25 protein-coding genes are annotated in these 24,267 nt (G+C 53.5%); 15 read left to right on the forward strand and 10 right to left on the reverse strand.

The genetic code is table 11. The annotated features are described in order from the left end of the window. Positions 1-138: 138 nt before the first annotated feature. Both ACI43T_RS04620 and ACI43T_RS04625 read left to right on the forward strand, forming a co-directional pair. Positions 139-315 (forward strand): NTF2 fold immunity protein, encoded by a 177-nt coding sequence (locus ACI43T_RS04620; protein ID WP_405385678.1) that lies wholly within the window; start codon positions 139-141, stop codon positions 313-315. A gap of 654 nt (positions 316-969) precedes the next feature. Next, a complete protein-coding gene (locus ACI43T_RS04625) occupies positions 970-1,224 on the forward strand; it encodes an RHS domain-containing protein (RefSeq protein WP_405385820.1) in 255 nt (84 codons plus the stop codon). Here the strand turns inward: ACI43T_RS04625 and ACI43T_RS04630 are convergent. Beyond that, entirely contained in the window at positions 1,172-2,212 is a 1,041-nt protein-coding gene (locus ACI43T_RS04630; protein WP_070773709.1) for a zinc-dependent alcohol dehydrogenase family protein, read from the reverse strand. The two genes, ACI43T_RS04625 and ACI43T_RS04630, sit on opposite strands and share 53 nt — an antisense overlap. Before the next feature lie 162 nt (positions 2,213-2,374). Between ACI43T_RS04630 and mutY the strand changes: the two genes are divergently transcribed. Next, positions 2,375-3,424 (forward strand): A/G-specific adenine glycosylase, encoded by a 1,050-nt coding sequence (gene mutY, locus ACI43T_RS04635; RefSeq protein ID WP_405385679.1) that lies wholly within the window; start codon positions 2,375-2,377, stop codon positions 3,422-3,424. Between the two features lie 67 nt (positions 3,425-3,491). On the opposite strand, the gene ACI43T_RS04640 is transcribed toward mutY, so the two are convergent. Continuing rightward, the gene (locus ACI43T_RS04640) at positions 3,492-4,361 is read right to left on the reverse strand and encodes a YicC/YloC family endoribonuclease (protein WP_405385680.1); all 870 of its coding nucleotides are present in this window, start codon (positions 4,359-4,361) and stop codon (positions 3,492-3,494) included. Positions 4,362-4,446: 85 nt separating this feature from the next. Here ACI43T_RS04640 and rph point away from each other — a divergent pair, with 85 nt between their 5' ends. Both rph and ACI43T_RS04650 read left to right on the forward strand, forming a co-directional pair. Beyond that, a complete protein-coding gene (rph, locus tag ACI43T_RS04645) occupies positions 4,447-5,187 on the forward strand; it encodes a ribonuclease PH (protein ID WP_405385681.1) in 741 nt (246 codons plus the stop codon). 240 nt (positions 5,188-5,427) lie between these two features. Continuing rightward, a complete protein-coding gene (locus ACI43T_RS04650) occupies positions 5,428-6,648 on the forward strand; it encodes an aspartate kinase (protein WP_009173821.1) in 1,221 nt (406 codons plus the stop codon). A 109-nt stretch (positions 6,649-6,757) separates the two neighbouring features. Here ACI43T_RS04650 and ACI43T_RS04655 read toward each other — a convergent pair whose 3' ends face one another. Next, positions 6,758-8,023: a Glu/Leu/Phe/Val family dehydrogenase gene (locus ACI43T_RS04655; protein WP_405385682.1), complete on the reverse strand. Its 1,266-nt coding sequence runs from the start codon at positions 8,021-8,023 to the stop codon at positions 6,758-6,760. Positions 8,024-8,292: 269 nt separating this feature from the next. On the opposite strand from ACI43T_RS04655, the gene ACI43T_RS04660 reads away from it, so the two are divergent. The 4 genes from ACI43T_RS04660 (at position 8,293) to ACI43T_RS04675 (ending at position 10,494) form a co-directional block, all read left to right on the forward strand. Continuing rightward, positions 8,293-9,000, forward strand: coding sequence for a phosphoglycolate phosphatase (locus ACI43T_RS04660; protein WP_405385683.1), 708 nt, complete (start codon positions 8,293-8,295; stop codon positions 8,998-9,000). Positions 9,001-9,014: 14 nt separating this feature from the next. Beyond that, a complete protein-coding gene (locus ACI43T_RS04665; protein ID WP_405385684.1) occupies positions 9,015-9,767 on the forward strand; it encodes a hypothetical protein in 753 nt (250 codons plus the stop codon). Continuing rightward, positions 9,764-10,234 carry a recombination regulator RecX gene (gene recX / locus ACI43T_RS04670; protein ID WP_405385685.1) on the forward strand — a complete coding sequence of 157 codons (471 nt, stop codon included), beginning with the start codon at positions 9,764-9,766 and terminating at the stop codon, positions 10,232-10,234. The genes ACI43T_RS04665 and recX overlap by 4 nt, the downstream gene beginning before the upstream one ends. 89 nt (positions 10,235-10,323) lie before the next feature. Continuing rightward, positions 10,324-10,494 (forward strand): hypothetical protein, encoded by a 171-nt coding sequence (locus tag ACI43T_RS04675; protein WP_009173825.1) that lies wholly within the window; start codon positions 10,324-10,326, stop codon positions 10,492-10,494. Between the two features lie 64 nt (positions 10,495-10,558). Here the strand turns inward: ACI43T_RS04675 and lptG are convergent, their stop codons facing one another. Beyond that, complete coding sequence (gene lptG / locus ACI43T_RS04680; RefSeq protein WP_293276775.1) at positions 10,559-11,629, reverse strand: LPS export ABC transporter permease LptG; 1,071 nt, start codon at positions 11,627-11,629, stop codon at positions 10,559-10,561. Continuing rightward, positions 11,626-12,741 (reverse strand): LPS export ABC transporter permease LptF, encoded by a 1,116-nt coding sequence (lptF, locus tag ACI43T_RS04685; protein ID WP_405385686.1) that lies wholly within the window; start codon positions 12,739-12,741, stop codon positions 11,626-11,628. Before lptF ends, lptG begins: the two co-directional genes overlap by 4 nt. Positions 12,742-12,939: 198 nt before the next feature. On the opposite strand from lptF, the gene ACI43T_RS04690 reads away from it, so the two are divergent. The 6 genes from ACI43T_RS04690 (at position 12,940) to ACI43T_RS04715 (ending at position 18,060) form a co-directional block, all read left to right on the forward strand. After that, positions 12,940-14,349 (forward strand): leucyl aminopeptidase, encoded by a 1,410-nt coding sequence (locus tag ACI43T_RS04690; protein ID WP_405385687.1) that lies wholly within the window; start codon positions 12,940-12,942, stop codon positions 14,347-14,349. Between the two features lie 96 nt (positions 14,350-14,445). Next, on the forward strand, positions 14,446-14,931 hold the full coding sequence (locus tag ACI43T_RS04695; protein ID WP_377080245.1) for a cupin domain-containing protein: 486 nt from the start codon (positions 14,446-14,448) through the stop codon (positions 14,929-14,931). A 73-nt stretch (positions 14,932-15,004) separates the two neighbouring features. Further along, positions 15,005-15,442, forward strand: coding sequence for a DNA polymerase III subunit chi (locus ACI43T_RS04700; RefSeq protein ID WP_377080227.1), 438 nt, complete (start codon positions 15,005-15,007; stop codon positions 15,440-15,442). Between the two features lie 151 nt (positions 15,443-15,593). Continuing rightward, positions 15,594-16,409, forward strand: a complete 816-nt coding sequence (locus ACI43T_RS04705; protein WP_009173831.1) for an FKBP-type peptidyl-prolyl cis-trans isomerase — start codon at positions 15,594-15,596, stop codon at positions 16,407-16,409. 294 nt (positions 16,410-16,703) lie between these two features. Further along, positions 16,704-17,330, forward strand: a complete 627-nt coding sequence (gene purN, locus ACI43T_RS04710; RefSeq protein ID WP_377080229.1) for a phosphoribosylglycinamide formyltransferase — start codon at positions 16,704-16,706, stop codon at positions 17,328-17,330. 52 nt (positions 17,331-17,382) lie between these two features. Then, positions 17,383-18,060: a DUF3108 domain-containing protein gene (locus ACI43T_RS04715; RefSeq protein ID WP_405385688.1), complete on the forward strand. Its 678-nt coding sequence runs from the start codon at positions 17,383-17,385 to the stop codon at positions 18,058-18,060. Positions 18,061-18,142: 82 nt separating this feature from the next. Here ACI43T_RS04715 and ACI43T_RS04720 read toward each other — a convergent pair whose 3' ends face one another. From ACI43T_RS04720 to zwf, 5 genes are all read right to left on the reverse strand, one after another. Beyond that, positions 18,143-19,303 carry a sugar MFS transporter gene (locus ACI43T_RS04720; protein ID WP_405385823.1) on the reverse strand — a complete coding sequence of 387 codons (1,161 nt, stop codon included), beginning with the start codon at positions 19,301-19,303 and terminating at the stop codon, positions 18,143-18,145. Between the two features lie 346 nt (positions 19,304-19,649). After that, on the reverse strand, positions 19,650-20,507 hold the full coding sequence (locus ACI43T_RS04725; RefSeq protein ID WP_009173834.1) for an SIS domain-containing protein: 858 nt from the start codon (positions 20,505-20,507) through the stop codon (positions 19,650-19,652). Between the two features lie 117 nt (positions 20,508-20,624). Further along, the gene (locus tag ACI43T_RS04730) at positions 20,625-21,638 is read right to left on the reverse strand and encodes a glucokinase (protein ID WP_293276760.1); all 1,014 of its coding nucleotides are present in this window, start codon (positions 21,636-21,638) and stop codon (positions 20,625-20,627) included. Further along, positions 21,619-22,314, reverse strand: coding sequence for a 6-phosphogluconolactonase (pgl, locus tag ACI43T_RS04735; RefSeq protein ID WP_377080232.1), 696 nt, complete (start codon positions 22,312-22,314; stop codon positions 21,619-21,621). The genes ACI43T_RS04730 and pgl overlap by 20 nt, the downstream gene beginning before the upstream one ends. A gap of 179 nt (positions 22,315-22,493) precedes the next feature. Continuing rightward, the gene (gene zwf, locus ACI43T_RS04740) at positions 22,494-23,939 is read right to left on the reverse strand and encodes a glucose-6-phosphate dehydrogenase (protein ID WP_377080249.1); all 1,446 of its coding nucleotides are present in this window, start codon (positions 23,937-23,939) and stop codon (positions 22,494-22,496) included. Positions 23,940-24,267: the final 328 nt, after the last annotated feature.

A 24,267-nucleotide genomic window follows, 5' to 3' on the forward strand; every position in this document is an offset into this window, starting at 1 on the left:
AATCGTATGGGAAAACAAGCCGTAACATATAATAAAAGCATTTTACTTATTAAGATAAAAGACAATTTTACATTTCCAGCCTCTCCTTCCTGCTTAGAAGGCGTATTTTCAAATTAGTATTTAATAATCGAGGGTATTATGGAAAAAAACATAACTGACTTACTAAAATCATTTATGACTGAAATGAATCAATGGGGAAATGATGCAAATCATTATATAGACAAAGGGCATGATTTACCTAACGATGATTTAAAAGAAAAACTTTCTATTATCTATTCAAAGTATGTAACTACAAAAGAAAGATGGGAAGATTAAATAATCCTTTCGTTTTATTCCCTCCAGAATATGACTCAAAATTAGAAATACCTGTTGAAATAAAAATTAATGGAAAGCAAGCAACTGTAACTACTGACAGGATTTATGCAAAATTAATAAACAAAGAATATATAAACTAAAGTATATTGATAATACATGGAAAATAGATAGCATTAAGGAAGTTGATACTTATGATGGGAAATTACAAACTGTGTATCTATGAAAAGCAAACTGTAACAAGCGTAGGTTGAGTCCCGCCCCAACAAACCTGTAAGGCTGTCTGAAAAAAACCTTTCAGACAGCCTGTCGAACTTTCCAATCCCCGCATTGTCCCATACCGCATATTCCACTAATCCCGCCACCGAATTGTTAATAGAATACCCAACAAGATGAATACTAGTCCCAACTGCTTTTGGTACAAAGAATGCCCTATATGTGATGGGCAAGGAAGGCTCAATATTAAAAGGAATGTTACCTTAAACAACCTATTTTTTTGCTGTGATGAGTGCATAAGCTGCTGGAAAAACGAGGATGACTTGAATCATCAACAAAATAAATTTATGGAATATTCAATAAAATCAAAAATAACCAACGCCTCAGAAGAAGATATTCGTCAATTCCATTGGGAAAAATATAAGATACATAAATGCTCTGATACTTTCCCCATCGGAAAATAATTCACGTTCTTTTAGACCGTCTGAAAACCGTCCCCGACGGCAGACCAACTACTTCCACTGCGACCAGATCGGCCTGCCGCGGGAGATGACCGACGGTGAGGGAAGGCTGCTGTGGTTCGGCAACTATTCAGACTTGGGGGGGGTTGTCCCCCTCCCCCACACAAAAATTTCCTCTAAAATCAATCCGCTTCCAGCACCACTTTCATGGCTTGGTTTTCAGCGGCGTGTTTGAACACGTCGTAGGCTTTTTCCAATTCGCTGAATTTGAAGCGGTGGGTCAGCATTTTGGTGTAATCGACGGAGCTGCTGGAAATTGCCTTCATCAGCATTTCAGTGGTATTGGCGTTTACCAAGCCGGTTGTGATGGCGAGGTTTTTAATCCAGAGTTTTTCCAGTTTGAAATCAACGGATTGACCATGCACGCCGACGACGGCGATATGACCGCCCGGTTTAACGATGTCTTGGCACATATTCCATGTGGCGGGGATACCGACGGCTTCAATGGCGCAGTCCACGCCGTCTTCGCCGACGATGGCAAAGACTTGTTTGGAGACGTCGCCTGAAGCGGGGCTGATTGTATGGGTCGTGCCCAATTCTTTCGCCAGTTTCAAACGGTTTTCGTCCATATCGCAAACGATAATGGCGGCGGGGCTGTACAGTTGGGCGGTCAACAGGGCGGACATACCGACAGGGCCTGCGCCTGCGATGAATACGGTGTCGCCGGGTTTGACATCGCCGTATTGCACGCCGATTTCGTGGGCGGTCGGCAAGGCGTCGCTCAACAGCAGGGCGACTTCTTCGTTAACGTTGTCGGGCAGCGGAACGAGGCTGTTGTCGGCATAAGGCGTGCGGACGTATTCAGCTTGCGTGCCGTCAATCATGTAGCCCAAAATCCAGCCGCCGTTACGGCAGTGTGAATAGAGTTGGATTTTGCAGTTGTCGCAAGTACAGCATTTGCTGACGCATGAAATAATGACTTTATCGCCGACTTTGATGTTTTTTACAGCCTCGCCGACTTCTTCTACAATACCGATGCCTTCATGGCCGAGAATACGGCCGTCGGCGACTTCGGGGTTTTTGCCTTTCCAAATACCCAAGTCGGTACCGCAAATCGTGGTTTTGACGATTTTCACCACTGCGTCGGTCGGGTCGATAATCTGCGGACGGGGTTTTTCTTCAAAACGGATGTCGTTTGCGCCGTGATAAACCATTGCTTTCATGCTGATACTCCTTGCTTGTTGATAAATAATTTCAATACCGCAATAAAGTCTCTTTATATGAGTTATATACCCCTACAAAAAATAAGTCAATAAGAATTATTTTCACGATGTTATACCATAACATGCTGTTTTAAATATAAATAAAACCCCCGATTGATATTAATGAACACACCCATCCCCTTCTACGAACGACTCATCCGCTGGCAAAAACAACACGGTCGCCACCACCTGACTTGGCAAGTGCAAAACCCTTATTGCGTCTGGCTTTCCGAAATCATGCTCCAGCAGACGCAGGTCGCCACCGTTTTAGACTACTATCCGCGTTTCTTGGAAAAATTCCCGACCGTACAAACGCTTGCCGCCGCGCCGCAAGACGAAGTGTTGTCGCTGTGGGCTGGCTTGGGCTATTACAGCCGCGCGCGCAATCTGCACAAAGCCGCGCAACAAGTCGTCGAACAATTCGGCGGTATGTTTCCATCCGAACGCAAAGACTTGGAAACCCTCTGCGGCGTCGGCAGAAGCACCGCCGCCGCCATTTGTGCCTTTGCCTTCAACCGCCGCGAAACCATTTTGGACGGCAACGTCAAACGCGTGCTCTGCCGCGTGTTCGACCGCGACGGCAATCCGCAGGACAAAAAATTCGAAAACTCGCTCTGGACGCTTGCCGAAAGCCTGCTGCCGTCTGAAAACGCCGATATGCCTGCCTATACGCAAGGTTTGATGGACTTGGGCGCAACCGTGTGCAAACGGACAAAACCCTTGTGCCATCAATGCCCGATGGCGGACATCTGCGAAGCGAAAAAGCAAAACCGCATCGCCGAGCTGCCGCGCAAAAAAACCGCCCCCGAAGTGCAAACCCTGCCGCTTTACTGGCTGATTGTCCGCAACCCAGACAGCGAAATCCTGCTGGAAAAACGTCCTGCCAAAGGCATTTGGGGCGGTCTGTATTGCGTGCCGTGTTTTGAAACCCTGAACGAAACATACGTTTGCGCCGAAAAGCTCGGCATCGTTTCAGACGACCTCGAAGAACAACCCGCCCTCACCCACCGCCTGACCCACCGCTTATTGATGATTACACCTTTCCAGACACCGCAGAGGCCGTCTGAAAACCTTTCAGACGGCCTGTGGGTATCGCCGGAACACTTGGCAGACTACGGCCTGCCCAAACCGTTGTCGGATTATCTAAACCGGCCTCAATCCGATTTGTTTTAACATCCCGAACAGCCTTACAAACAAGAGAGGCCGTCTGAAATTTCAGACGGCCTCGGTTTATCCGGCTTTATTCGATATTCTGAACCTGCTCGCGCATCTGTTCTATCAACACTTTCAATTCCACCGATGCCTGCGTGCATTCTGCGGCGATGGCTTTGCTGCCGAGCGTATTGGCTTCGCGGTTCAATTCCTGCATCAGAAAATCCAAGCGTTTGCCGATACTGCCCTTGCCTTCGGTAATGATGCGGCGCACTTCGGCGATATGGGTGCGCAGGCGGCTGAATTCTTCGTCGACATCGGATTTCTGAATAAACAGCGCAAATTCCTGCTGCAAGCGGTCGTTGTCGATATTGGCGACGGCTTCGGCCAAGCGGCCGCGGACTTTTTCCATATGCGCTTCAAGCAGGCTGGGGAACAATTCGCTCAAAGCATCGACGATTTCCTCCATGCCGTCCAAACGCTGCACCAAATGTTCGCCCAGTTTTTTACCTTCGCGCTGACGGGCGGCGGCAAAGTCTTTCAACGCGCGGGCAAGCAGCGCCTGCATGGCTTTGGCGAACGCTTCCGCATCTTCGGTTTGCACGGCCAATACGCCCGGAAACTTCAACACTTCGGCCACGCTCAGTTTGCCGAAACCGTGTTCCTTGCGCCAAAGTTTGTTCAAATCGGCAAGCTGCGCCACCAAATCCTGATTGACATCCAGCCCTTGCGTCCCCTGCGCTACATCCTGAACCTGAATGCGGCATTCCAGCTTGCCCCGCGCCGCCTGTGCCGCAATCTGCTCGCGCAACGTGCCTTCCAGATGGCGCAAATCGTCGGGCATACGGAACTGAACATCCAGATAACGGTGGTTTACCGCACGGATTTCCAAATTAATCCGTTTGCCGCCGCATTCGCCCGCGGCATTGGCAAAGCCGGTCATACTGTTGACTGTCATGGTTTTACTCCGTTTCAAAATACGAGTGAAAGTAGCGGCAATATACCATGATATAATCCGCTCCGACATCGTTTGAGGAAAGTTCATGAGCCATTACACCCGCACCGGCCGCGCCGCCGACAGCCTGCGCGACATCAAAATCACCCCGCATTTCCTGCCCCATGCCGACGGCTCGTGCCTCATCGAATGCGGCAACACCAAAGTCATCTGCACCGCTTCCGTCGATGAAAACGTCCCGCCGTTTCTGCGCGGCAAAGAAAAAGGCTGGGTTACTGCCGAATACGGGATGTTGCCCGCCTCCACCGCCGCGCGTATGCGCCGCGAAGCCGCAGCGGGCAAGCAATCGGGCCGCACTCAGGAAATCCAGCGTTTAATCGGCCGCTCGCTGCGCGCCGTCGTGGATATGGAAAAACTGGGCGAACGCCAAATCCTGATCGACTGCGACGTGATTCAGGCCGACGGCGGCACGCGCACCGCGTCTATTACCGGCGCATTCGTCGCCCTGAAAATCGCCGTGGAAAAACTGCTTTCAGACGGCCTCATCGGCGAAAACCCGATTCGCGAAGCCGTTGCCGCCGTATCCGCAGGCGTGGTGGGCGGCGTGCCGCTTCTGGATTTGGACTACCCCGAAGATTCCGGCTGCGACAGCGACGTCAACATCGTTATGACCGCATCGGGCAAAATCATCGAAATCCAAGGTACGGCGGAAGGCGCGCCGTTCAGCTTGGACGAATTGGGCAAACTGATTGCGCTGGCGCAAAAAGGCATCGCCGAGCTGGTGCGGCACCAGCAAAACGCGTTGAAAACACCCCGCCCTGTCGGATAACGGTATTCTGCAAACTATACAAAGGCCGTCTGAAACCATATTTTCAGACGGCCTCCTGTATCCGGCGGCCCGTTTGCCGCCAAAATCCAATTTATCCTTGAAATTCATGTAAACGACAGTAAAATACACAAAGATTTGCCCGCATTTTGCCGCAGCGCGGAAACCTGCTCAGGCAGGCGGGAAGATTCCGACTTTGCAGCATACCGCTGCCCTACCAATCTCAAACAGAAAGCACGAAACATGGCGTTAATCGTACAGAAATACGGCGGAACATCGGTAGGTTCCCCCGAACGCATCAAAAACGTAGCCAACCGTGTTGCCAAAGCCCGCGCCGAAGGTCATGACGTGGTCGTGGTCGTTTCCGCCATGAGCGGCGAAACCAACCGTTTGGTGGCACTGGCGCACGAAATGCAGGAACACCCCGACCCGCGCGAACTGGATGTGGTCTTAGCCACCGGCGAACAAGTGACCATCGGCCTCTTGGCGATGGCGTTGAAAAACATCGGCGTGGACGCGAAAAGCTATACCGGCTGGCAGGTTGCCCTGAAAACCGATACCGCCCACACCAAAGCCCGCATCGAAAGCATAGACGACGAGAAAATGCGTGCCGATCTGGCTAAAGGCCGCGTCGTCATCGTCGCCGGTTTCCAAGGCGTCAGCAGCACGGGCGACATCTCCACGCTGGGCCGCGGCGGTTCGGACACCTCGGCCGTCGCACTTGCCGCCGCCCTCAAGGCCGACGAATGCCAAATCTACACCGATGTGGACGGCGTTTACACCACCGACCCCCGCGTCGTGCCCGAAGCGCGCCGCCTCAATACCATCACTTTTGAAGAAATGCTCGAGCTGGCCAGCCTCGGCTCGAAAGTATTGCAAATCCGTTCAGTTGAATTTGCCGGAAAATACAAAGTGCGCCTGCGCGTACTCAGCAGCCTGCAAGAAGGCGGCGACGGCACCCTGATTACCTTTGAAGAGGACGATAACATGGAAAAAGCTGCCGTAACCGGTATCGCGTTCGACAAAAACCAAGCCCGCATCAACGTGCGCGGCGTACCCGACAAACCCGGCGTGGCCTATCAGATATTAGGCGCGGTGGCCGATACCAACGTCGAAGTCGACATGATTATCCAAAACGTCGGCTCGGAAGGCACCACCGATTTTTCGTTCACCGTCCCGCGCGGCGACTACAAACAGACGCTCGACCTGCTGAACGGCCTGAAAGACAGCATCGGCGCCACCGCCATCGACGGCGACGACACCGTATGCAAAGTATCCGCCGTCGGCATGGGTATGCGCTCGCACGCCGGAGTGGCCGCCAAAATCTTCCGCACGCTGGCGGAAGAAGGCATCAATATCCAGATGATTTCCACTTCCGAAATCAAAGTTTCGGTATTGATTGACGAAAAATATATGGAACTGGCGACCAGAGTGCTGCACAAAGCGTTTGATTTGGGCAAATAAGCCCGCATCGCAAATCAAGAGGCCGTCTGAAAACAGTTTTCAGACGGCCTCTTTCGGTTTCAAACAAATCGGAATGTCCCACCCTTCCGGCAGGGATAACGGAACAAAATCAATACCAGCCGCGCAGCTTCATCGCTTTTTCAACGCGGCGGATACTCATCATGTAAGACGCGGTACGCAAGTCCACGTCATACTCTTGCGCCAAATTCCAAATATCGCGGAACGCGCGGCGCAGGACGACAGTTTCTTTTTCCTGAACTTCGTCAAATTCCCAATAATAGCCTTGCAGGTTTTGCACCCATTCAAAATAAGAAACGACCACGCCGCCGCAGTTCGCCAGAATATCGGGCACGACCAGCACGCCGTTTTGACGCAGGATGGCATCAGCTTCGGGCGTAGTCGGGCCGTTTGCGCCTTCGACGACGATTTTAGCGCGTACTTTGCCTGCGTTTTCGGAAGTCAGTTGGTTTTCCAGAGCGCAAGGGGCGAGTACGTCCACATCCAGCGCCAAGAGTTCGGCGTTGCTGATTTCCTTGCCGTAACCCGCTTCATTGGTAATGAAGCCTTTTTCTTGGAACTCTTTGAACAGGGCTTCCATATCCAAGCCGTTTTCATTGTAGATGGCGACATCGACGGTGGAAACGGCAACGACTTTCGCGCCGGATTGATGCGCGTAATAGCCCGTGTGATAGCCCACATTGCCGAAGCCTTGAATGGCGTAGGTCGCACCTTTCACGTCTTTGCCGAGTTTTTCCAAAGCTTGGACGGCGGCAAAGTTCACGCCGTAACCTGTCGCTTCGGTACGCGCCAAAGAGCCGCCGAATTCGACCGGTTTGCCGGTGAACACGCCCGGCGCGGATTTTTTAACGACATTTTCGTAGGCATCAACCATCCACGACATGATTTTGCCGTTGGTGTTCACATCGGGGGCGGGAATATCAATTTTCTCGCCGATGAGCGGGGAGATGGCTTCGGAATAAGCGCGTGAAATGCGCTCCAACTCTGCTTCGGAATAATCGCGCGGATCCAAAGTAATGCCGCCTTTGCCGCCGCCGTAAGGAATGCCCGCAACGCAGCATTTGATGGTCATCCAAATCGACAGGGCTTTGACTTCGTCCAGATTCACATTAGGATGGAAGCGCACGCCGCCTTTGTAGGGGCCGACGGCGTTGTTGTGTTGCGAACGGTAGCCGGTGAAGGTTTTGACCGTGCCGTTGTCGAGTTTGACAGGGAAGGTAACTTCCAAAACGCGTTGCGGGTTTTTCAGGATTTCATACACCGCAGGGTCGGCATTGAGTCGGTCGCAGGCAGTTTTGACCTGCTTTTGCGCGATTTCGAAAGGATTCAGTGTTTCTTTTGTAGCAGAGTGAGACATATCTTTCCTTTTCATACGGGTTATTAACATAATACATTTCGTACTATATACAAAAACCGCCTAAAATGTAATAGCATGTAGTCAAGAAAAAATAAATCGTTTCATAGATGCAGATTGATTTTTATAACGGGATTCCGTAACGGCCCGACAAGCGCTCCGCCACCGTATATTTTCCGCACGGGCCGTCTGAAAATCCGGTTTCAGACGGCCTTCCGTTGCGAACGATGTTAGAATATCTCCCTTCAAACTAATCCCGCAGAAAGAAAACCATGACTCCGACCATCGACCACGTCCAAGCCGCCGCATTCGACCTTGACGGGACTTTGTGCGATTCCGTTCCCGATTTGGCCGCCGCCGCCGAAGCCATGCGCGAGTATTTGGGGATGCGGCCGCTCCCGGCCAAAACCGTGGAAAGCTACGTCGGCGACGGCATCAGCAAACTCGTCCACCGCGTCATCACCGACGACCGCGACCAAGAGGCCGCGCCCGACTTATGGGAAAAAGGTTTCGTGTTCTACATGAAATACTATCGCGATCACTTAAGCGACTTCACCCGCCCCTATCCCGAAACCGAAGCCGGACTTGCCTTGCTGAAGACACTGGGCATCCCGCTGGTGGTGATTACCAACAAAAACGAAATCCTCGCCGCCGAACTGTTGAAGCAGCTTGGCCTTGCCGACTATTTCAGCCTGATACTCGGCGGCGACAGCCTGCCGGAAAAGAAACCCAGCCCGCTGCCGCTGCAACACGCCGCCGAAGTGCTGGGCATCGATACCGCCAACATGATTATGGTCGGCGACTCCCGTAACGACATCATCGCCGCCAAAGCCGCCGGCTGCCTCAGCGTCGGCGTAACCTACGGCTACGGCGACATGCCTTTGTTGTCGCAAGACAAGGCGACCAAGCCCGATTGGCTGATCGGCTCGCTGCCCGAAATCTACGAAAACCTGCGGCCGCAAAAAGCAAAAGACGCCTAAAACAAGATACCTTTATGACTGATATTTTAAAAATTATTAATGAACTAGGAGTAAATAAACAATTCCTGCCTATTATTTATTGTTTATTATTGCTAGGAGCATTATATAAACCCTTAAAATCATTTTGGGATGATATTAGTAGAAGTAGGCTTAATAATTTAAAAGAGGCCCATAACTTCAATGGTCATGACAAGGGGACTAAAAAATTTCTTAAGACCTCCTTATCCGAAGAATATTTTAAATTGGTAACAGGATTGTCTTTGGGTTTTGGTTATCAGGAAAAATTGATGGAGTTATATCTGAAAAATAAAGCACCTGTTGCATTTCATCACTACAAAAGAGTAGCTGAGTATTTTAAGTTTGATGATGATAAAAACATCATATCAATTAAAATTCCAAAACTTTCACAAACTATTGGATATTGCCAAGCAATATTAGGATTTTATTTATTAGGAAGTGTAGCGCTATTTCTTTTTAGGCTATTAGATATAAAAATAAAAAATTTTCATGAGATATTGATACTTATAGGTATCGTTATATTATTATGGATAATTCTATTATTTGGATTTCTCTGTATTTTAAAACCTTATAGTATTTATAAATCATCAGTTTATGTAAATAAACAAATAGGCTCCACTGATTTTACTTGTTTTTATCACCGTGCATTAGAGAAAAAAACACTCCGTCTTCTGTTTTATATTCCTATCCCTGCATTGGCATTATTTTTAGTATTTGTTCAAGCACATTTTCAGACGACCTCCGCATGAAACCCCAAAAATCCCTGCGCGCCCGCGCGATGGACATTCTTTCCCGACAGGAAACCAGCCGTGTCAGACTCAAGCGCAAGCTCGCCCCGTATGCCGAAAGCGAAGAAGAATTGGAACAAGTGTTGGATGAATTTGCCGAACGCAACTGGCAGTCCGACCAACGCTACGCCGAAGCCTACATCCACAGCAAAAGCCGCCGGCAAGGCAGGCTGCGGCTGCAACAGGCTCTGGCGGCGCAGGGCGTGGACGAAGCAATCAGCCGCAGCCTGATGCCGCGCCGCGAAGACGAGCTGCGGACCGCCGTCGCCATCCTGCGCAAAAAATTCCGGCAGAGCGCCGCCGATTTGAAGGAAAAGCAGAAACAGGCACGCTTTCTGACCTACCGCGGCTTTGATGCGGATACGGTTCAGACGGCCTTGAAAACCGCGTGGGACGAAAACAACGGTTACGGAGAAGATTCTTTCTGAAGCCGCACGGCAGAAACAATACGCCCTTGAATCTTCCCCGCTATCGGCGTAACCTTACGCGTTTGAAAAATCCTACCGGAAAGAAAACCATGTCCGACAACCGAATCCCCGACAAACAAACCGCCGGCCTGCTGCCGGAAGACGAAAGCAAAAACCCCGTATTCCGTTTGGGCCGCGCCGTGGCGGGATTCATGCTGCTGGTGTGGGCGGGCGTATTGCTGCTGGTCTTCTATCTGGTCTTCCGTTTCTGGTTCGCTTGAGCCGTTAAAAGCCGAAAGGCCGTCTGAAATTGAGTTTCAGACGGCCTTTTCCTATCCGGCATAATCAGCGCCTTTCCTGCCTGCGTATCAGATAGACCGCCAGCAGCGCGAAAATGACCGTCGGCAGCATTCCCGCCAGAAAAGGCGGCACGCTGTAAAGCTGGCTGGTAAAGCCGAACAGCCGTCCGGCGAAATGGAACACCAGGCCGAGGCAGATACCGCCGAAGAGTTTCAGCCCCATGTTGCCGTGGCGCGTGGTCTGCGGCGTAAAGGCAAACGCCACCAGCGCCATCACCCATGCGGCAATCGGATACATCAGTTTGCGCCACCAGGCGACGGAATAGGTATCGGTTTTCTGATGATTGCTTTTCAGATGGGCAATATAGGTGGTCAGCTCGGACACCGACATCTGGTCGGGATCGACCAGCAACACGTCCAGCAGGCCGCTTTGCAGCGCCACCGGCCAGCGTTGTGAGGATTCGGAGGACACGGCGACCTGCTCGCCCTTCAGCACGCTGCGGCGCACGTTTTTAAGCTGCCAGCTTCCGTCCGGATTCAACGCGGCGGATTCGGCTTCGGCCGCAGAGGCAAGCTGGTAGCGGTCGTCGTGCTGCCAGATTTTCACGCCCAGCAGCGTGTGGTCGGGCAGCATTTCGCGCACATTGATGATGTTGTTCTGCTCTTTCATCCACAAACCCGACGCACCGGCGCTGATTCTGCCGTTGATCGCGCTGGCTTTCATGTTTTCCGCGCGGCGGCTCAGGTCCGGCGCGACCCACTCGCCCAATACCACGGTCGCCAGTGCAAAAATCAGGCCGAACTGCGACAGCACGGCAAGCAGCCTTTTCGTACTCATACCGCTGGCCTTAATCACGGTCAGTTCGCTGCCGGAGGCAAGCTGGCTCAGGGCAATCAGGCCGCCGATCAACACGCCCAGCGGCATCAGTTCGTAAGCGCGGGCGGGCATCTGCATCAGAACATACTGCGCCATTTTCGCGCCGGTATAGCTGCCTTTGCCGACATCGCCCATTTCGTTGATGACTTCGAAAAAGCTGTATAAAGCCAGAAACGCCAGCAGCGCGTATACCGCCATTACGCTCATCTGGCGGATGATATAGCGGGGAATCAGTTTCATTTTCCGCCTTTCAGAGTCAGACTTTTACCTACCGCCTGCCAGAACGGTTGCGCCGGCATACTGCGCACGCGCAGCAAAACGACGGCGATGACAATCATCAGGATGTGCATCGGCAGCATGCCGAACCAGAAATGGATTTTGCCGTCTTCCACCGCATCGCGCAGGAAAGTCAGGCCGTTTTGGTAGATTAAGAACATGCCGATGGCAATCAAAATATTATAGGTATGGCCGGTGCGCGGGTTGAAATAAGAAAGCGGCACGGCCAGCATACTCAGCAGCAGTACGCTGATGGGAAGCGACAGCCGCCACATCAGTTCGGCCTGATACTGCGGATTGTCGCTGCCGAATAATTTGGAGGTGGGAATGGTGCGGCGGTGCGCAATCGGATCGACGATTTTCGGCGTGGTGCTGATAATCATGCTCAGGTGTTCGAACGAAACCTGATTGTAGTCCGCCCTGCCCGGTTTGCCGCTGTAACGGTAGCCGTTGCGCAGTTCCAGCGTCCGTTTGTTGTCGGTCAGGGCGAAATTGCCCTCTTTGGCAAAAATAATGTTGTCGTTGCCGTTTTTGTCCAGTTCGCGCAGAAACAGGTTTTTCATAATGCCCGACTCGGTATCGAAAGTTTCGACGAAATACACGCGGTCGCTGCGCTTACCCAAGCTGTTGAATTCACCCGCCTCCACCAGCGAAAGTTCTTGTTTCTGCTTGAGGATTTCGGCGTATTCGCGGCTGCGCAGTTCCGCCCACGGCATCACCCAAAGCTGCATGACGGCAATCAGCAGGGCAAACGGCACGGCAAACTGCATGACGGGGCGTATCCACTGTTTCAACGCCAGTCCGCAGGAAAGCCAGACCGACATTTCGCTGTCGCGCCAGTAGCGGGTCAACACGGTCAGCGTGCTAATGAACGCGGTCAGCACCAGCAAAAGCGGCGTCATGCCGATAACCCAGAAGCCGACCAATGCGGCCACGGCATCTACCGCCACACGCCCGTCCGCCGCGCGCCCCAGCAGGTTGATGGCCTGCGTCGATACCAGCACCGCCAGCAGCACCACGAAAATGCCGACGGCGGTAAAGGAAAGTTCTTTGATAAAGTTTCTTTGGTAAATCATATCTTCGCTGTTTCGGGTACGCCCGTTTGATAATGCAGGCCGTCTGAAAAAAACTTCCGGCAGCCTTCCGTCCCGCCGCCGCAGTTTCAGACGGCCTGATGATGGAGTACAATCAAACCGTCTTTTCAGACGGCCTCCCAAGAATGGCGGGGCCGTCTGAAACCCTCCCAAACAACCGCTTCAATCAGGAGTATAAACGTGGAATTTAGCACAAAAGCCGGAACCTTGCAGCCGCAACAGGCAGGCGCGCAGTTATTTGTCTGCACCGAAGAGGCGCAATTAAACCACCCGACCGCCCTTGCCCTTTTGTCTTCGCTTGAAGAAGGTCAAAATTTCGCCGACACCAAAATCCCGACGGACAACGGTTTGCAGGCAGTCGCCGTCGTCCGCCTCGAAAAAACCGACCGCGCCGCGCTGAACAAAGCTGCCGCCGAAGCCGCCAAATGGGCGCAAAATCAGGAAACGGTCAATGCGGACATCCATGCCTTCGATGAAGCGCAAGCCGCCGCCGTTGCCGAAGCCTTCGCCATCGCGTTCGGCAACGCCGCCTACCGTTTCGACCGCTACAAAAAAGAAGCCAAGCCCGCCAAGTTCTCGCAAGCCGTGTTCCACACCGCACACGAAGCCGCCGTCAAAGAAGCCCTGCGCGTCGCCGAAGCGCAGGTTTATGGACAAAGCCTCTGCCGCGATTTGGGTAACGCCGCGCCCAACGAATGCACGCCCGAATTTTTAGCGCGCACCGCCAAAGCCGAAGCCGAAAAACTGGGCGCACACGCCAAAATCATTGAAAAAGACTACATCAAAGAAAACATGGGTTCGTTCTGGTCGGTCGCCAAAGGCAGCATGGAAGACCCCTATCTGATTGAATTGAGCTACTTCGGCGCGGCCGACAAAGAAGTCGCCCCCATCGTCTTGGTCGGTAAAGGCATTACCTTCGACACCGGCGGCATCTCCCTCAAGCCCGGTCTGAACATGGACGAAATGAAGTTTGACATGTGCGGCGCGGCAACCGTCATCAGCACCTTCTGCGCCGCCGTCAAACTGCAACTGCCGATTAACCTCGTCGCCGTCGTCGCCACCTGCGAAAACATGCCTTCCGGCGCGGCAAACAAACCGGGCGACGTCGTGAAAAGCATGAAAGGCCTGACGATTGAAGTGTTGAACACCGATGCTGAAGGTCGTCTGATTTTGTGTGATGCGCTCACTTACGCCGAGCAGTTCAAGCCTAAAGCCGTCATCGATGTCGCCACCCTGACCGGCGCGTGCATCATCGCCTTGGGACATGACGTCAGCGGCGTGATGGGCAATAATCAGGATTTGGTCGACAGCCTGCTTGCCGCCTCCCGCAACGTGGACGACAAAGCATGGCAACTGCCGCTCTTTGAAACCTACAAAGACCAGCTCAAATCCAATTTCGCCGACATCCCCAACATCGGCACGCCCGGCGCAGGCACGATTACCGCCGCCACCTTCCTGTCTTATTTCACCGAAGACTACCCGTGGGCGCACCTCGACATCGCGGGTACGGCATGGAAATCCGGCAGCGAAAAAGGCGCGACCGGCCGCCCCGTTCCCTTGTTGCTGAACTATCTGCGCAACGTGAAATAAGCCTTGACGCCTGCGGGGCAAAGCAACCGACCCCGCAGGCCGTCTGAAAACGGAACGCATCATCTTCTGACACAACCCGACAAACGGAGAACCATGATGAAACCGCTATTTGCCGCATTGTCCGTCACCTTTCTGCTCGGCACGACCGTCAGCGTTCACGCCGCGGAACAGGCCAAACCTACCGACCGTAGCGTCCAAGTGTACAAAAAAGCCGACTTGGCGGAGTGGAACCGCGAAAACGCAGCCGGAGGCAAAGGCCCGCTGCTCGGCCGCTTCGCCTTCAACCGCCACCAGACCGCCGCACAAGACGCGTTTAGGGAAATCGGCTGGCTGACCCTGCCGCCGGGCGCATCCATCGGCGAACACAAACACACCGACAACGAAGACGTTTACATCATCGTATCGGGCAAGGGCCTGTTTACCGACAGCACGGGCAAACAGACACAAGTCGGCGCCGGCGACATCACCATCGCCCGCCCCGGCCAGTCCCATGCGCTGAAAAACACCGGCAAAGAGCCGCTGGTCTTCCTTGACCTGATTGCCGAAACCGCTGCCGCCAAATCTGCCGCACCGCAGAAATAAAACCTTAAAAAGGCCGTCTGAAAACCGCGCTCCGTTTTCAGACGGCCTTCATCCCATTCCAAACAAACGCACGATGCCCAAAGCCACCTTCTACACCCACGTTGCCGAACCCGCCGTCTTTTCCTGCCGGCTGGCCGCCCGCGCCATGCGCGACAACCGCGTGCTGGTCTGGTCGGATTCCGCCGAGACCGTCGCAAGGATAGACCGCGATTTATGGCAGTTTGACCCCGAAAGTTTCATCCCGCACGAAATCTGGCCAACCGGCAGCCCCGTGCCGTCTGAAACGCCCGTCCTGCTTGCTTCGGGTTTCGAACTGCCCGAACTGCCGCACGGATTCGCCGTGCTGAACCTGTCGCCGGACTTCTGGAGCGACGCCCCCGCCCCGCCCGTGCGCGTGTTCGAAATCGTCGGCACCGGCCTCGAAGAACTGGCCGAAGCGCGGGAACGGTTCAAAGCCTACCGCGGCCGCGGCTTCGAAATCGAACATTTCGACATGAACGGAAAAGCCTGAACCCACCGTATATCTACCGTTTATCCGCCGCCAAACGGCATGTCAGAATTTAATTTACAGTTTTATGGATAATTTTTCAGACGGCCCGCCTGCCAATTCATGCAAACTGGGCTATAATCGGGCTTTTCCTTTCTTCAAGAAAAATACCGCTATGAACAAAACTTTCAAATTAAGCGCATTGGCACTGGCTGCCGCCCTGACCGTAACCGCATGCAACAAGAAAGACGCGGCCGCACCGGCTGCCTCCGCACCTGCCGCATCCGGCGCCGAAGCCTCCGCCATCGGCACACCGGCGCAACAAGCCAGCTACGCAATGGGCGTGGACATCGGCCGTTCGCTGAAACAGATGAAAGACCAAGGTACGGACATCGACCTGAAAGTATTCAACGAAGCCATACAAACCATGTACGACGGCAAAGAGCCGAAAATGAACGAAATGCAGGCCCAGGAAGTCATGCTGAAATTCCTTCAGGAGCAGCAAACCAAAGCCCAGGCCAAACGGTTGGAAGACGCGAAAACCAATCTTGAAAAAGGCGACGCCTTCCTGAAAGAAAACGCCTCTAAAGAAGGCGTGAAAACCACCGCTTCCGGCCTCCAGTACAAAGTCAAAACCGAAGGTACCGGCGCATCGCCCAAAGCAACCGACATCGTAACCGTGGAATACGAAGGCCGTCTGATTGACGGAACCGTGTTCGACAGCAGCAAACAAAACGGCGGACAACCGGTTACCTTCCCAGTCAACCAAGTGATTCCGGGCTGGTCCGAAGCCGTGCAACTGATGAAAGAAGGCGGCGAAGCCACATTCTTCATTCCGGCCAAACTGGCCTACGGTGAAAACGGCGCCGGCGACAAAATCGCCCCGAACGCCACGTTGATCTTCGACGTCAAACTGCTGAAAGTCGGCAAACCCGAAAGTATGCCTGCGGCACCATCTGCAGCGGAAGCGAGCGGTCAAAAATCCCAATAACCGGCCGTTATTTCGGCAACCCTTTGCAAATGCCGTCTGAACGCCGCATCCGAACCGTTCAGACGGCATTTCTGCATTTTGGGAAAGCACTTCTGCCAAACCGCCGGCCGGCCCTGCGCGCATCAATCCGATTTTCAAATCCGGAAACCATATCCGTTCTGCGGCTTCTTATCGGCAAGGCCACTCCATTCGGGCATTGCGGACTTCGTTTTCAGACGGCCTTTTATCCTTGACCATGCAGCCGCAGCAAATTCCCTTACCGTTTTAAACTGTTAACCCAAAATTGGTACGCCCATGAAAAACATCGTTATTCTGATTTCCGGCCGCGGCAGCAACATGCAGGCCATCGTCAACGCTGGTATTCCGGACGTCCGCATCGCCGCCGTTTTGAGCAACAGCGCAACCGCCGCCGGCCTGGCATGGGCTGCGGAGCGCGGCATCCCTACCGACAGCCTGAACCACAAAGATTTCGCCTCCCGCGGCGCCTTCGATCGGGCCATGATGGAAAAAATCGATGCTTACCAACCCGATTTGGTCGTCCTCGCCGGTTTCATGCGCATCCTTACCCCCGAATTTTGCACCCGTTACGAAAGCCGCCTGATGAACATCCACCCGTCCATCCTGCCGTCGTTCACAGGCCTGCACACCCACGAACGCGCGCTGGCGGCGGGTTGCCGCGTGGCCGGCTGCACCATTCATTTCGTTACCCCCGAGCTGGACTGCGGGCCGATTATCTCCCAAGGCGTCGTACCGATTTTCGACAACGACACGGCCGACGACATTGCCGCACGGGTATTGAAAGTCGAACACCGGCTTTTCCCCCAAGCCGTAGCCGATTTCGCCGCAGGCCGTCTGAAAATCGAGGGCAATCGGGTTATTAACAGCCGGAACCAGCCCGAAGACCGCCCGTTGTTGGCTTAACGGCATCCCAAATACAGATATAACCCGAACACAGATTAAGAAAGGAGACCCCATGAACACAACAAAAGCAACCGCATTGCTTCTGGCCGTATTTTCCCTTTCCGCAACCGCTTCCGAGCTGCCGCATTCTGCCGTATTGAAATATTCCGGCAGCTACGGGATTCCCGCCGTTATGACTTTCACCCGCAACGGCAACAGCTACAAAATCGTCTCGTCCATCAAAGTCCCGCTGTATAAAATCCGCTTTGAATCCGCAGGCACGATTTCAGACGGCATCCTCTATCCGTCTTACTACAAAGACATACGCGGCGGCAAACTCTACGCCGAAGCCAAATTCAACGGCAACAGCGTTACCTACGGCAGAATCAAGGAAGGCGAAGAAACCGAAACCGTTTCCGGCCCGACGATGGACCTGTTTACACTGGCTTGGCAGCTCGCCGCAGGCGACGGCAAGCTGCCTGCCGGAACGCGCATTACCAATGGTAAAAAGCTCTACCGCATCAACAGCATCAATAAAACAGGCAGCTCGAAATACAAATTCGGCAAAGGCTATATCGATATAGACAAATACCGCGTCCGCCGCGGCGACAGCACTGTCGGCTACGCTTTCGCCACGGCGTTTGACAACATTCCCGCGCAAATCAGCTACACCGACGACGGCAAAACCTACAATCTGAGGCTGACGGGGGCAACGATAGACGGCAAACCGGTCCAACCGCAACAGCCGTAAAACATCCGCACACCGACAATAAAGGCCGTCTGAAATCCCGAAATCGGGTTTCAGACGGCCTTTATGCCGCAATCAAAAAGGATTATGCCGCTTCGTCGGCTTTATGCCCTTTCACTGCAAAGAACAGGATATACAGGTAACAAAGTGCGGAAACGAAGAACGATAGCAGCAGGCCGATATGGTCGGCAAAGAAACCCTGCATTACCGGCACGATGGCACCGCCGACGATGGCGGTACAGATGATGCCGGAAGCCGCTCCGGTAAATTTGCCCAAACCGCTGGTGGCCAGCGAAAAGATGGTCGGGAACATAATCGAGTTGAAGAAACCGATAAACAGCAACGCCCACATCGACACTTTTCCTCCTCCGAACAGGATGGCAACCGCAATCAGCACGACCGCCGCCGTTGCGTTAAAGGCCAGATATTTGGAAGGCGCGATGCGCTGCATCAGAAGCGTGCCCAAGAAGCGGCCCACCATCGCGCCGCCCCAATATACCGACAGCAATCTCGCGCCGGTGGCATGATCCAGTCCGGCGGTTACTTCCATTACGCTGACCAGCAACGACCCGATGGATACTTCCGCACCGACATAACAGAAAATGCCGAGCGCACCCAGAATCAAGTGTTTGTACTGCCACACGCTGGTTTTGCCGTCATGGCTGTGTTCGGTTACTTCCTCGGCGATTTTACGCGCGTCGGGCAGTTTGATCATTTTCACGAATACGGCCAGCAATATCAAAACGCCGGCCAAGCCCAAATAAGGTATCTGCACCGAAGAAATCTGTTCGGCCTTGCTGGCGGTTTGTCCGGCATCGGCCAGAATCAGCATCGAACCGAACCACGGCGCAACCGTCGTACCCAGCGAATTGAACGCCTGTACCAGCGTCAGCGTGGAAGATTCCTTGCCCGGCCTGGACAACAGGGTAACGTAAGGGTTGCCCGCCACTTGCAGCAGGGTAACGCCGGAAGCCAGAATAAACAGTGCGGCCAGAAAAGTCGGATACGATGCGCTGTCGGCGGCAGGATAAAACAACAGGCAGCCGACGGCAGTCAACAGAAACCCGCCGATAACGCCGCCCTTATAGCCGATTTTACCGACCAGTTTGCCCATCGGAATCGACATCACGGCATAAGCGGTAAAGAAACAGAACTGAACCAGCATCGCCTGAACGTAAGACAGGTCGAAGATGGCTTTCAGGTGGGGAATCAGAATGTCGTTCAGACAGGTGATGAACCCCATCATAAAGAACAAAGCGGTTAAGACCGACAATGCGGTATTGTTGTTTTGTTACGAAGGCGTAGACATATCGATGTCCTCTCTTGTTGTTACAGACGGAATAGCGGCCGGTTCGGCGAGGTAATCCGAATTAAACCGACTACCGACAAATCATACTTTATGTCTGCTTGCCTTGAATACTGTTATTTTGCTACATATTTTGACGTAATGCTTTCGTAATACGGCTACAAACCCTGCTAGACCATTTTACTTAATATCCGGCAAGGAAAAGGCCGTCTGAAAAACCCGATTTCGGATTTTTCAGACGGCCTTTTCCTTGTTCACGATTGCCGGTTGCCGACCTGTTTCGGTTTCAGTCTTTATGTGTTTCCAAGTGGTGTTTATGTTTGCCGTAAATGCTGCGCTTACCTTTTTTCAGTTGCTGGCTGGCGGGTTCGCCCAACCGCAATGCGAGGCCGATGGCCAAGATGTCGATGACCGCCAGCTGCAACAGCCGCGACACCATCGGGGTATACACTTCTATGTTTTCCTGCGTGGCGATACTCAGCACGCAGTCGGCAAGCTGCGCCAACGGCGAATCGTTACGCGTTATGGCGATGACCGACGTGCCGTTTTCCTTGGCGATGCTTACCGCATCCAGAAGCTCTATGGAAGAACCCGAATTGGACACGGCAACCAGCACGTCCTTGTCGGTCAGCACGGCGGCGGCCATCAGTTGGGTGTGGGTATCCACATAAGCCACGGTGGAAATGCCGAAACGGAAGAATTTGTGTTGCGCATCCTGCGCCACGATGCCCGAATTGCCGACGCCGTAAAATTCCACGCGCCGCGCGTGCAGCAGCATGGCGACGGCGTTTTCCAGCTCCGACTCCTGCAAAACGCGGCGCTCTCCCAGAATCGAGGCGGCGGTATTGCTCAACACTTTTTCCACCACGCTGGCCATGTCGTCGTCGGCATTCAACTCTTCATGCACATAAGGCATCCCTTCGTGGCCGATGCTGGCGGACAATGCCAGTTTGAATTCCGGCAGCCCTTTGTAACCCAGGCTGCGGCAGAAACGGATGACCGTCGGCTGGCTCACCGATGCGCGCTCGGCGATTTCGGCCACCGCAGCATGGACAAACCATTTGGGTTCCGCCAACGCCCATTCCGCCACTTTGCGTTCGGCGCCGGATAAATTAGACAATGATTCGCTGATTTTGCTTAACATGATATTTGACCTTTCGATACCGAAACGGTGAGATGATATACGGCAGGCGGCGGCTTTCAGACGGCCTCGTTATTCTTTCCGGCCTGCGTGGGGCCCTCTGAAAACCATATCCCGCGCCTATTCTCCGCCCAATCCCTGCAAATGGTTGTCCAACGCTACCGCCGAACCGATCAGTCCGGGGAACTTGCTCAACACAACATATACGGGAATCGAGGCCAGATAGGCGTCAAACCGGCCTTTGTTTTCAAAACGGTTGCGGAACGGGGAGGATTTGAAATAATCGATAAAGCGCGGAATGATGCCGCCGCAGAGATACACCCCGCCGCTTGCGCCCAGCGTCAGCGCCAGATTGGAAGCCACCGTGCCCAGCATCGCGCAGAACATGTCCAGCGTCAGGCGGCACAGCGGCGACGAACCACTCAGGGCGTTTTCACTGATTTCGGCGGGCGTCAGTTTTTTCGGCTTCAGCCCTTCTTTAACCGCCAATGCTTCGTAAATCAGCGTCAGTCCCGAACCGCTCAAAAAGCGTTCGGCGGAAACGTGGCCGTATTTTTTCTTAGCGTACTGCCAAATCATCACTTCCGCATCGTCAAACGGCGGAAAGCTGACATGGCCGCCCTCGCCCGACAACGGTACCCAGCCGGCCTTGCTCGGAACCAGCCCGCTGACGCCCAGACCTGTTCCGGGACCGATAACGGCCTTCGGCGCGTTTTCCACCAGCTCTTTTCCGCCGACCTGCACCAAGTCTTCGCGCTTCGTCTGCGTAATCGCCAGCGCCTGCGCGGTAAAATCGTTCAGCAGGATAAGGGTTTCCAAACCGAGCGACTGGCGTGTGGTTTCGATGGAAAACGACCAGTGGTGGTTGGTCATCTGCACCCAGTCGCCCAAAATCGGATTGGCAATGGCAACTGCGGCATGGCTGATTTTCGGATTGCCGACGCGCTTCAGAAATTCGCGGGCCGCATCAATGATAGTGTCGTAGTCGTGGCAGGGCAAAACTTCCGCCTGCTCGATTTGCTGCGGCGCAACTTCCAGCGCGAAGCGGGCGTTGGTGCCGCCTATGTCGGCCACCATGCGCGGCCAACTTGTAGAAGGTTGGTTCGTTACGGGTTTATTTTGCGTAGTAGACATGGCAGTTTGCTCCATTCTGGTTCAAAATCAGGCTGATGGGGAATTCGGTAGTCGGTGCTGCGGCGGCCCGCTCGAATACGGCTTTTTTGTCCGCGCCCTGAATCGCCAGAAAGATATGCGGCGTTTTCAGGATGGCACCCAGCGTCATGCTCACGCGCTCATGCGGTGCGGTAACCGGGGTGGTATGCAGCAGGGTAACGTCGTTCTCCAAATCGATTCCTGCCTCCAACTGCGGCGCCTGCGGGAACAGCGAAGCCGTATGCCCGTCGCCGCCCATGCCCAGGACAAGCACGTCGGGCTGGCGGTAGTGTTGCAAGGCGAAATCGACCACTTCTTGAGGCGGCAGCCGGTTTTCAGGCTTGCCGTCTTCCACCATAGGAATCCATCTGGCTGCCGATGCCTTGTTTTTCAACAGGTATCCGCGCACCAAAGCGGTATTACTGTCGGGATGAACCGTCGGCACGATGCGTTCGTCCACCAAGGTGATACCGACGTTGCTCCAAGCCAAATCCTTGTGCGAGAGCGCTTCGAAAAACGCAATCGGCGAACGACCGCCCGACACTGCCAGAACCGCACGGCCCTTTTCGTCCAAGGTGCTTTGCAGTGCGGTCGCAACCGCGTCTGCCAGAGACTGCGCCGCTGCCGCAGCGTTATCGTTTTCATGCCAGGTAAACATATTTTTCCTTTCCGTATTTTATTTTCAGACGGCCTTCCGAAGCCATGAGGCCGTCTGAAAAACCGTTATGCGGAACCGCCGTTACGAAGCATCCGTATCACCCGTTTCAGTATGATTTATTTTCAGACGGCCTCGGTAGGCCAACACCGCTCATGGGACAGGCCGTCTGAAAACCTGCCTCATTGCTCTTCGTGCCATTTGTCGCCGTTGCGCGCCAAGAGTTCGCGGGCGGCCTCAGGCCCCCAAGAATGGGCGGCGTAACCGTGCGGCCGCGTGGCGCTGGATGCCCAGTTTTCCAGAATCGGCATCACATATTCCCATGCGGCCTCAAGTTCGTCGCGGCGGTTGAAAAGCGCCAGTTTGCCGTCAATCACGTCCAACAGCAGTCGCTCGTAGGCCTCGGCGCGGTGGCCTTCGGCGGCTTTGCCCAAATCCATATCCAACGGCGCGATTTCAACGGTATTGCCCACGCCCGGCGTTTTGACCTGCATATACAGCCGAACGGCCTCGTCGGGTTGCAATTCAATAACCAGACGGTTGGGTACGGAGATGCTGTTTTCAAAAATACGATTGTCCAATTCGCGGAAATTCAGCACGATTTCGGCCACTTTATCTGCCATGCGCTTGCCGGTGCGCAGATAAAACGGTACGCCCGCCCAACGCGGCGTATCGATTTCGGCACGGATGGCAACGTAGGTTTCGGTGGTGCTGCCGGAAGGTACGTTGACTTCCTGAAGGTAGCCGTTCATGCCCCCTGCGGCAATATATTGGCCGCGGACAACGTTTTTGTCGACATCCGCCGAAGTCATCGGTTTCAGGGCTTTCAGCACTTTCACCTTCTCATTGCGCACCGCGTCCGCGTCCAAACTTGCCGGAGGCTCCATCGCCGTCATACACAGCATTTGCAGCAAATGGTTCTGCACCATATCGCGCAACGCGCCGGTAATGTCGTAAAACTCGCCGCGCTCTTCCACGCCGAGCTGCTCGGCAATGGTCAGTTGCACGCTCTTAATGTATTTATGGTTCCACAACGGCTCTAATACAACATTGGCAAAGCGCAGCGCCAGCAGGTTTTGCAGGCTTTCCTTACCCAAATAGTGGTCGATGCGGTAAATCTGGTCTTCTCTGTAAAAGCGCGCCACGTCGTCATTGATTTCTCGAGAAGACTGCAAATCCGTGCCCAGCGGTTTTTCCAACACTACGCGCACATTGTCGGCATTCAGGCCGACTGCCGCCAGATTTTCACAGGCCTGAGCGAAGAACTTGGGCGCGGTTGAAAGGTAGATAACAATGTCTTTGGGCACCGCGCGTTCTTTCACCGCTTCGCCCAGCCGAACGAAGTCTTCAGGCTCGGTAACGTTCAGCGACAGATAAGTAATGCGGTCGACAAACGATTGCCATTGCGCCTCGGAAAAATGATTCTTGATGTGGATTTTGGAATTTGTTTCGACTTTGGCGAGGAATTCGGCAGTATCGAATTTACTGCGGCTCACGCCCAAAATGCGGCCTTCGGGATGCAACAGTCCGGCGACATGGGCCTGATACAGGCACGGCAGCAGCTTGCGCATGGCCAAATCTCCCGTAGCGCCGAACAGAATCAAGTCGAAATTGGTTTGTGTATTCATCATCTGTTATCTTTCGTTAATCACACGAATTTATACGGCCTGCGAATAGGCAGCAGGCAATGCCTTAATTTATAGGAAAATCGGTAGTAATCCTACACGCCACTACACATTTTGTCTATCTTGTTTTTTCAAATTTTTTTGACTTGGTTAAAAAAAATATGCAATATTTTCCATACACAACCTATTAGGTCTTCGTTATATGGATTACATCAAATTCCAGCCTCAATTAATGCATTTTTTGTAACTAAATTACAAAAAATGCATTACAATATTGATTGAAAAATAATTTCAGACGGCCTGCCATTCAACCGTCTCACAAACAACAGTT

The organism is Neisseria oralis, from assembly GCF_045062685.1.
Taxonomy (GTDB): Bacteria; Pseudomonadota; Gammaproteobacteria; order Burkholderiales; family Neisseriaceae; genus Neisseria; species Neisseria oralis.

Excerpts from the sequence above, each read along its gene's own strand:
- ACI43T_RS04620 (WP_405385678.1), top strand. The coding sequence starts at position 139 with ATGGAAAAAAACATAACTGACTTACTAAAATCATTTATGACTGAAATG.
- ACI43T_RS04630 (WP_070773709.1), bottom strand. The coding sequence starts at position 2,212 with ATGAAAGCAATGGTTTATCACGGCGCAAACGACATCCGTTTTGAAGAA.
- mutY (WP_405385679.1), top strand. The coding sequence starts at position 2,375 with ATGAACACACCCATCCCCTTCTACGAACGACTCATCCGCTGGCAAAAA.
- ACI43T_RS04640 (WP_405385680.1), bottom strand. The coding sequence starts at position 4,361 with ATGACAGTCAACAGTATGACCGGCTTTGCCAATGCCGCGGGCGAATGC.
- rph (WP_405385681.1), top strand. The coding sequence starts at position 4,447 with ATGAGCCATTACACCCGCACCGGCCGCGCCGCCGACAGCCTGCGCGAC.
- ACI43T_RS04650 (WP_009173821.1), top strand. The coding sequence starts at position 5,428 with ATGGCGTTAATCGTACAGAAATACGGCGGAACATCGGTAGGTTCCCCC.
- ACI43T_RS04655 (WP_405385682.1), bottom strand. The coding sequence starts at position 8,023 with ATGTCTCACTCTGCTACAAAAGAAACACTGAATCCTTTCGAAATCGCG.
- ACI43T_RS04660 (WP_405385683.1), top strand. The coding sequence starts at position 8,293 with ATGACTCCGACCATCGACCACGTCCAAGCCGCCGCATTCGACCTTGAC.
- ACI43T_RS04665 (WP_405385684.1), top strand. The coding sequence starts at position 9,015 with ATGACTGATATTTTAAAAATTATTAATGAACTAGGAGTAAATAAACAA.
- recX (WP_405385685.1), top strand. The coding sequence starts at position 9,764 with ATGAAACCCCAAAAATCCCTGCGCGCCCGCGCGATGGACATTCTTTCC.
- ACI43T_RS04675 (WP_009173825.1), top strand. The coding sequence starts at position 10,324 with ATGTCCGACAACCGAATCCCCGACAAACAAACCGCCGGCCTGCTGCCG.
- lptG (WP_293276775.1), bottom strand. The coding sequence starts at position 11,629 with ATGAAACTGATTCCCCGCTATATCATCCGCCAGATGAGCGTAATGGCG.
- lptF (WP_405385686.1), bottom strand. The coding sequence starts at position 12,741 with ATGATTTACCAAAGAAACTTTATCAAAGAACTTTCCTTTACCGCCGTC.
- ACI43T_RS04695 (WP_377080245.1), top strand. The coding sequence starts at position 14,446 with ATGAAACCGCTATTTGCCGCATTGTCCGTCACCTTTCTGCTCGGCACG.
- ACI43T_RS04700 (WP_377080227.1), top strand. The coding sequence starts at position 15,005 with ATGCCCAAAGCCACCTTCTACACCCACGTTGCCGAACCCGCCGTCTTT.
- ACI43T_RS04705 (WP_009173831.1), top strand. The coding sequence starts at position 15,594 with ATGAACAAAACTTTCAAATTAAGCGCATTGGCACTGGCTGCCGCCCTG.
- purN (WP_377080229.1), top strand. The coding sequence starts at position 16,704 with ATGAAAAACATCGTTATTCTGATTTCCGGCCGCGGCAGCAACATGCAG.
- ACI43T_RS04715 (WP_405385688.1), top strand. The coding sequence starts at position 17,383 with ATGAACACAACAAAAGCAACCGCATTGCTTCTGGCCGTATTTTCCCTT.
- ACI43T_RS04720 (WP_405385823.1), bottom strand. The coding sequence starts at position 19,303 with ATGATGGGGTTCATCACCTGTCTGAACGACATTCTGATTCCCCACCTG.
- ACI43T_RS04725 (WP_009173834.1), bottom strand. The coding sequence starts at position 20,507 with ATGTTAAGCAAAATCAGCGAATCATTGTCTAATTTATCCGGCGCCGAA.
- ACI43T_RS04730 (WP_293276760.1), bottom strand. The coding sequence starts at position 21,638 with ATGTCTACTACGCAAAATAAACCCGTAACGAACCAACCTTCTACAAGT.
- pgl (WP_377080232.1), bottom strand. The coding sequence starts at position 22,314 with ATGTTTACCTGGCATGAAAACGATAACGCTGCGGCAGCGGCGCAGTCT.
- zwf (WP_377080249.1), bottom strand. The coding sequence starts at position 23,939 with ATGAATACACAAACCAATTTCGACTTGATTCTGTTCGGCGCTACGGGA.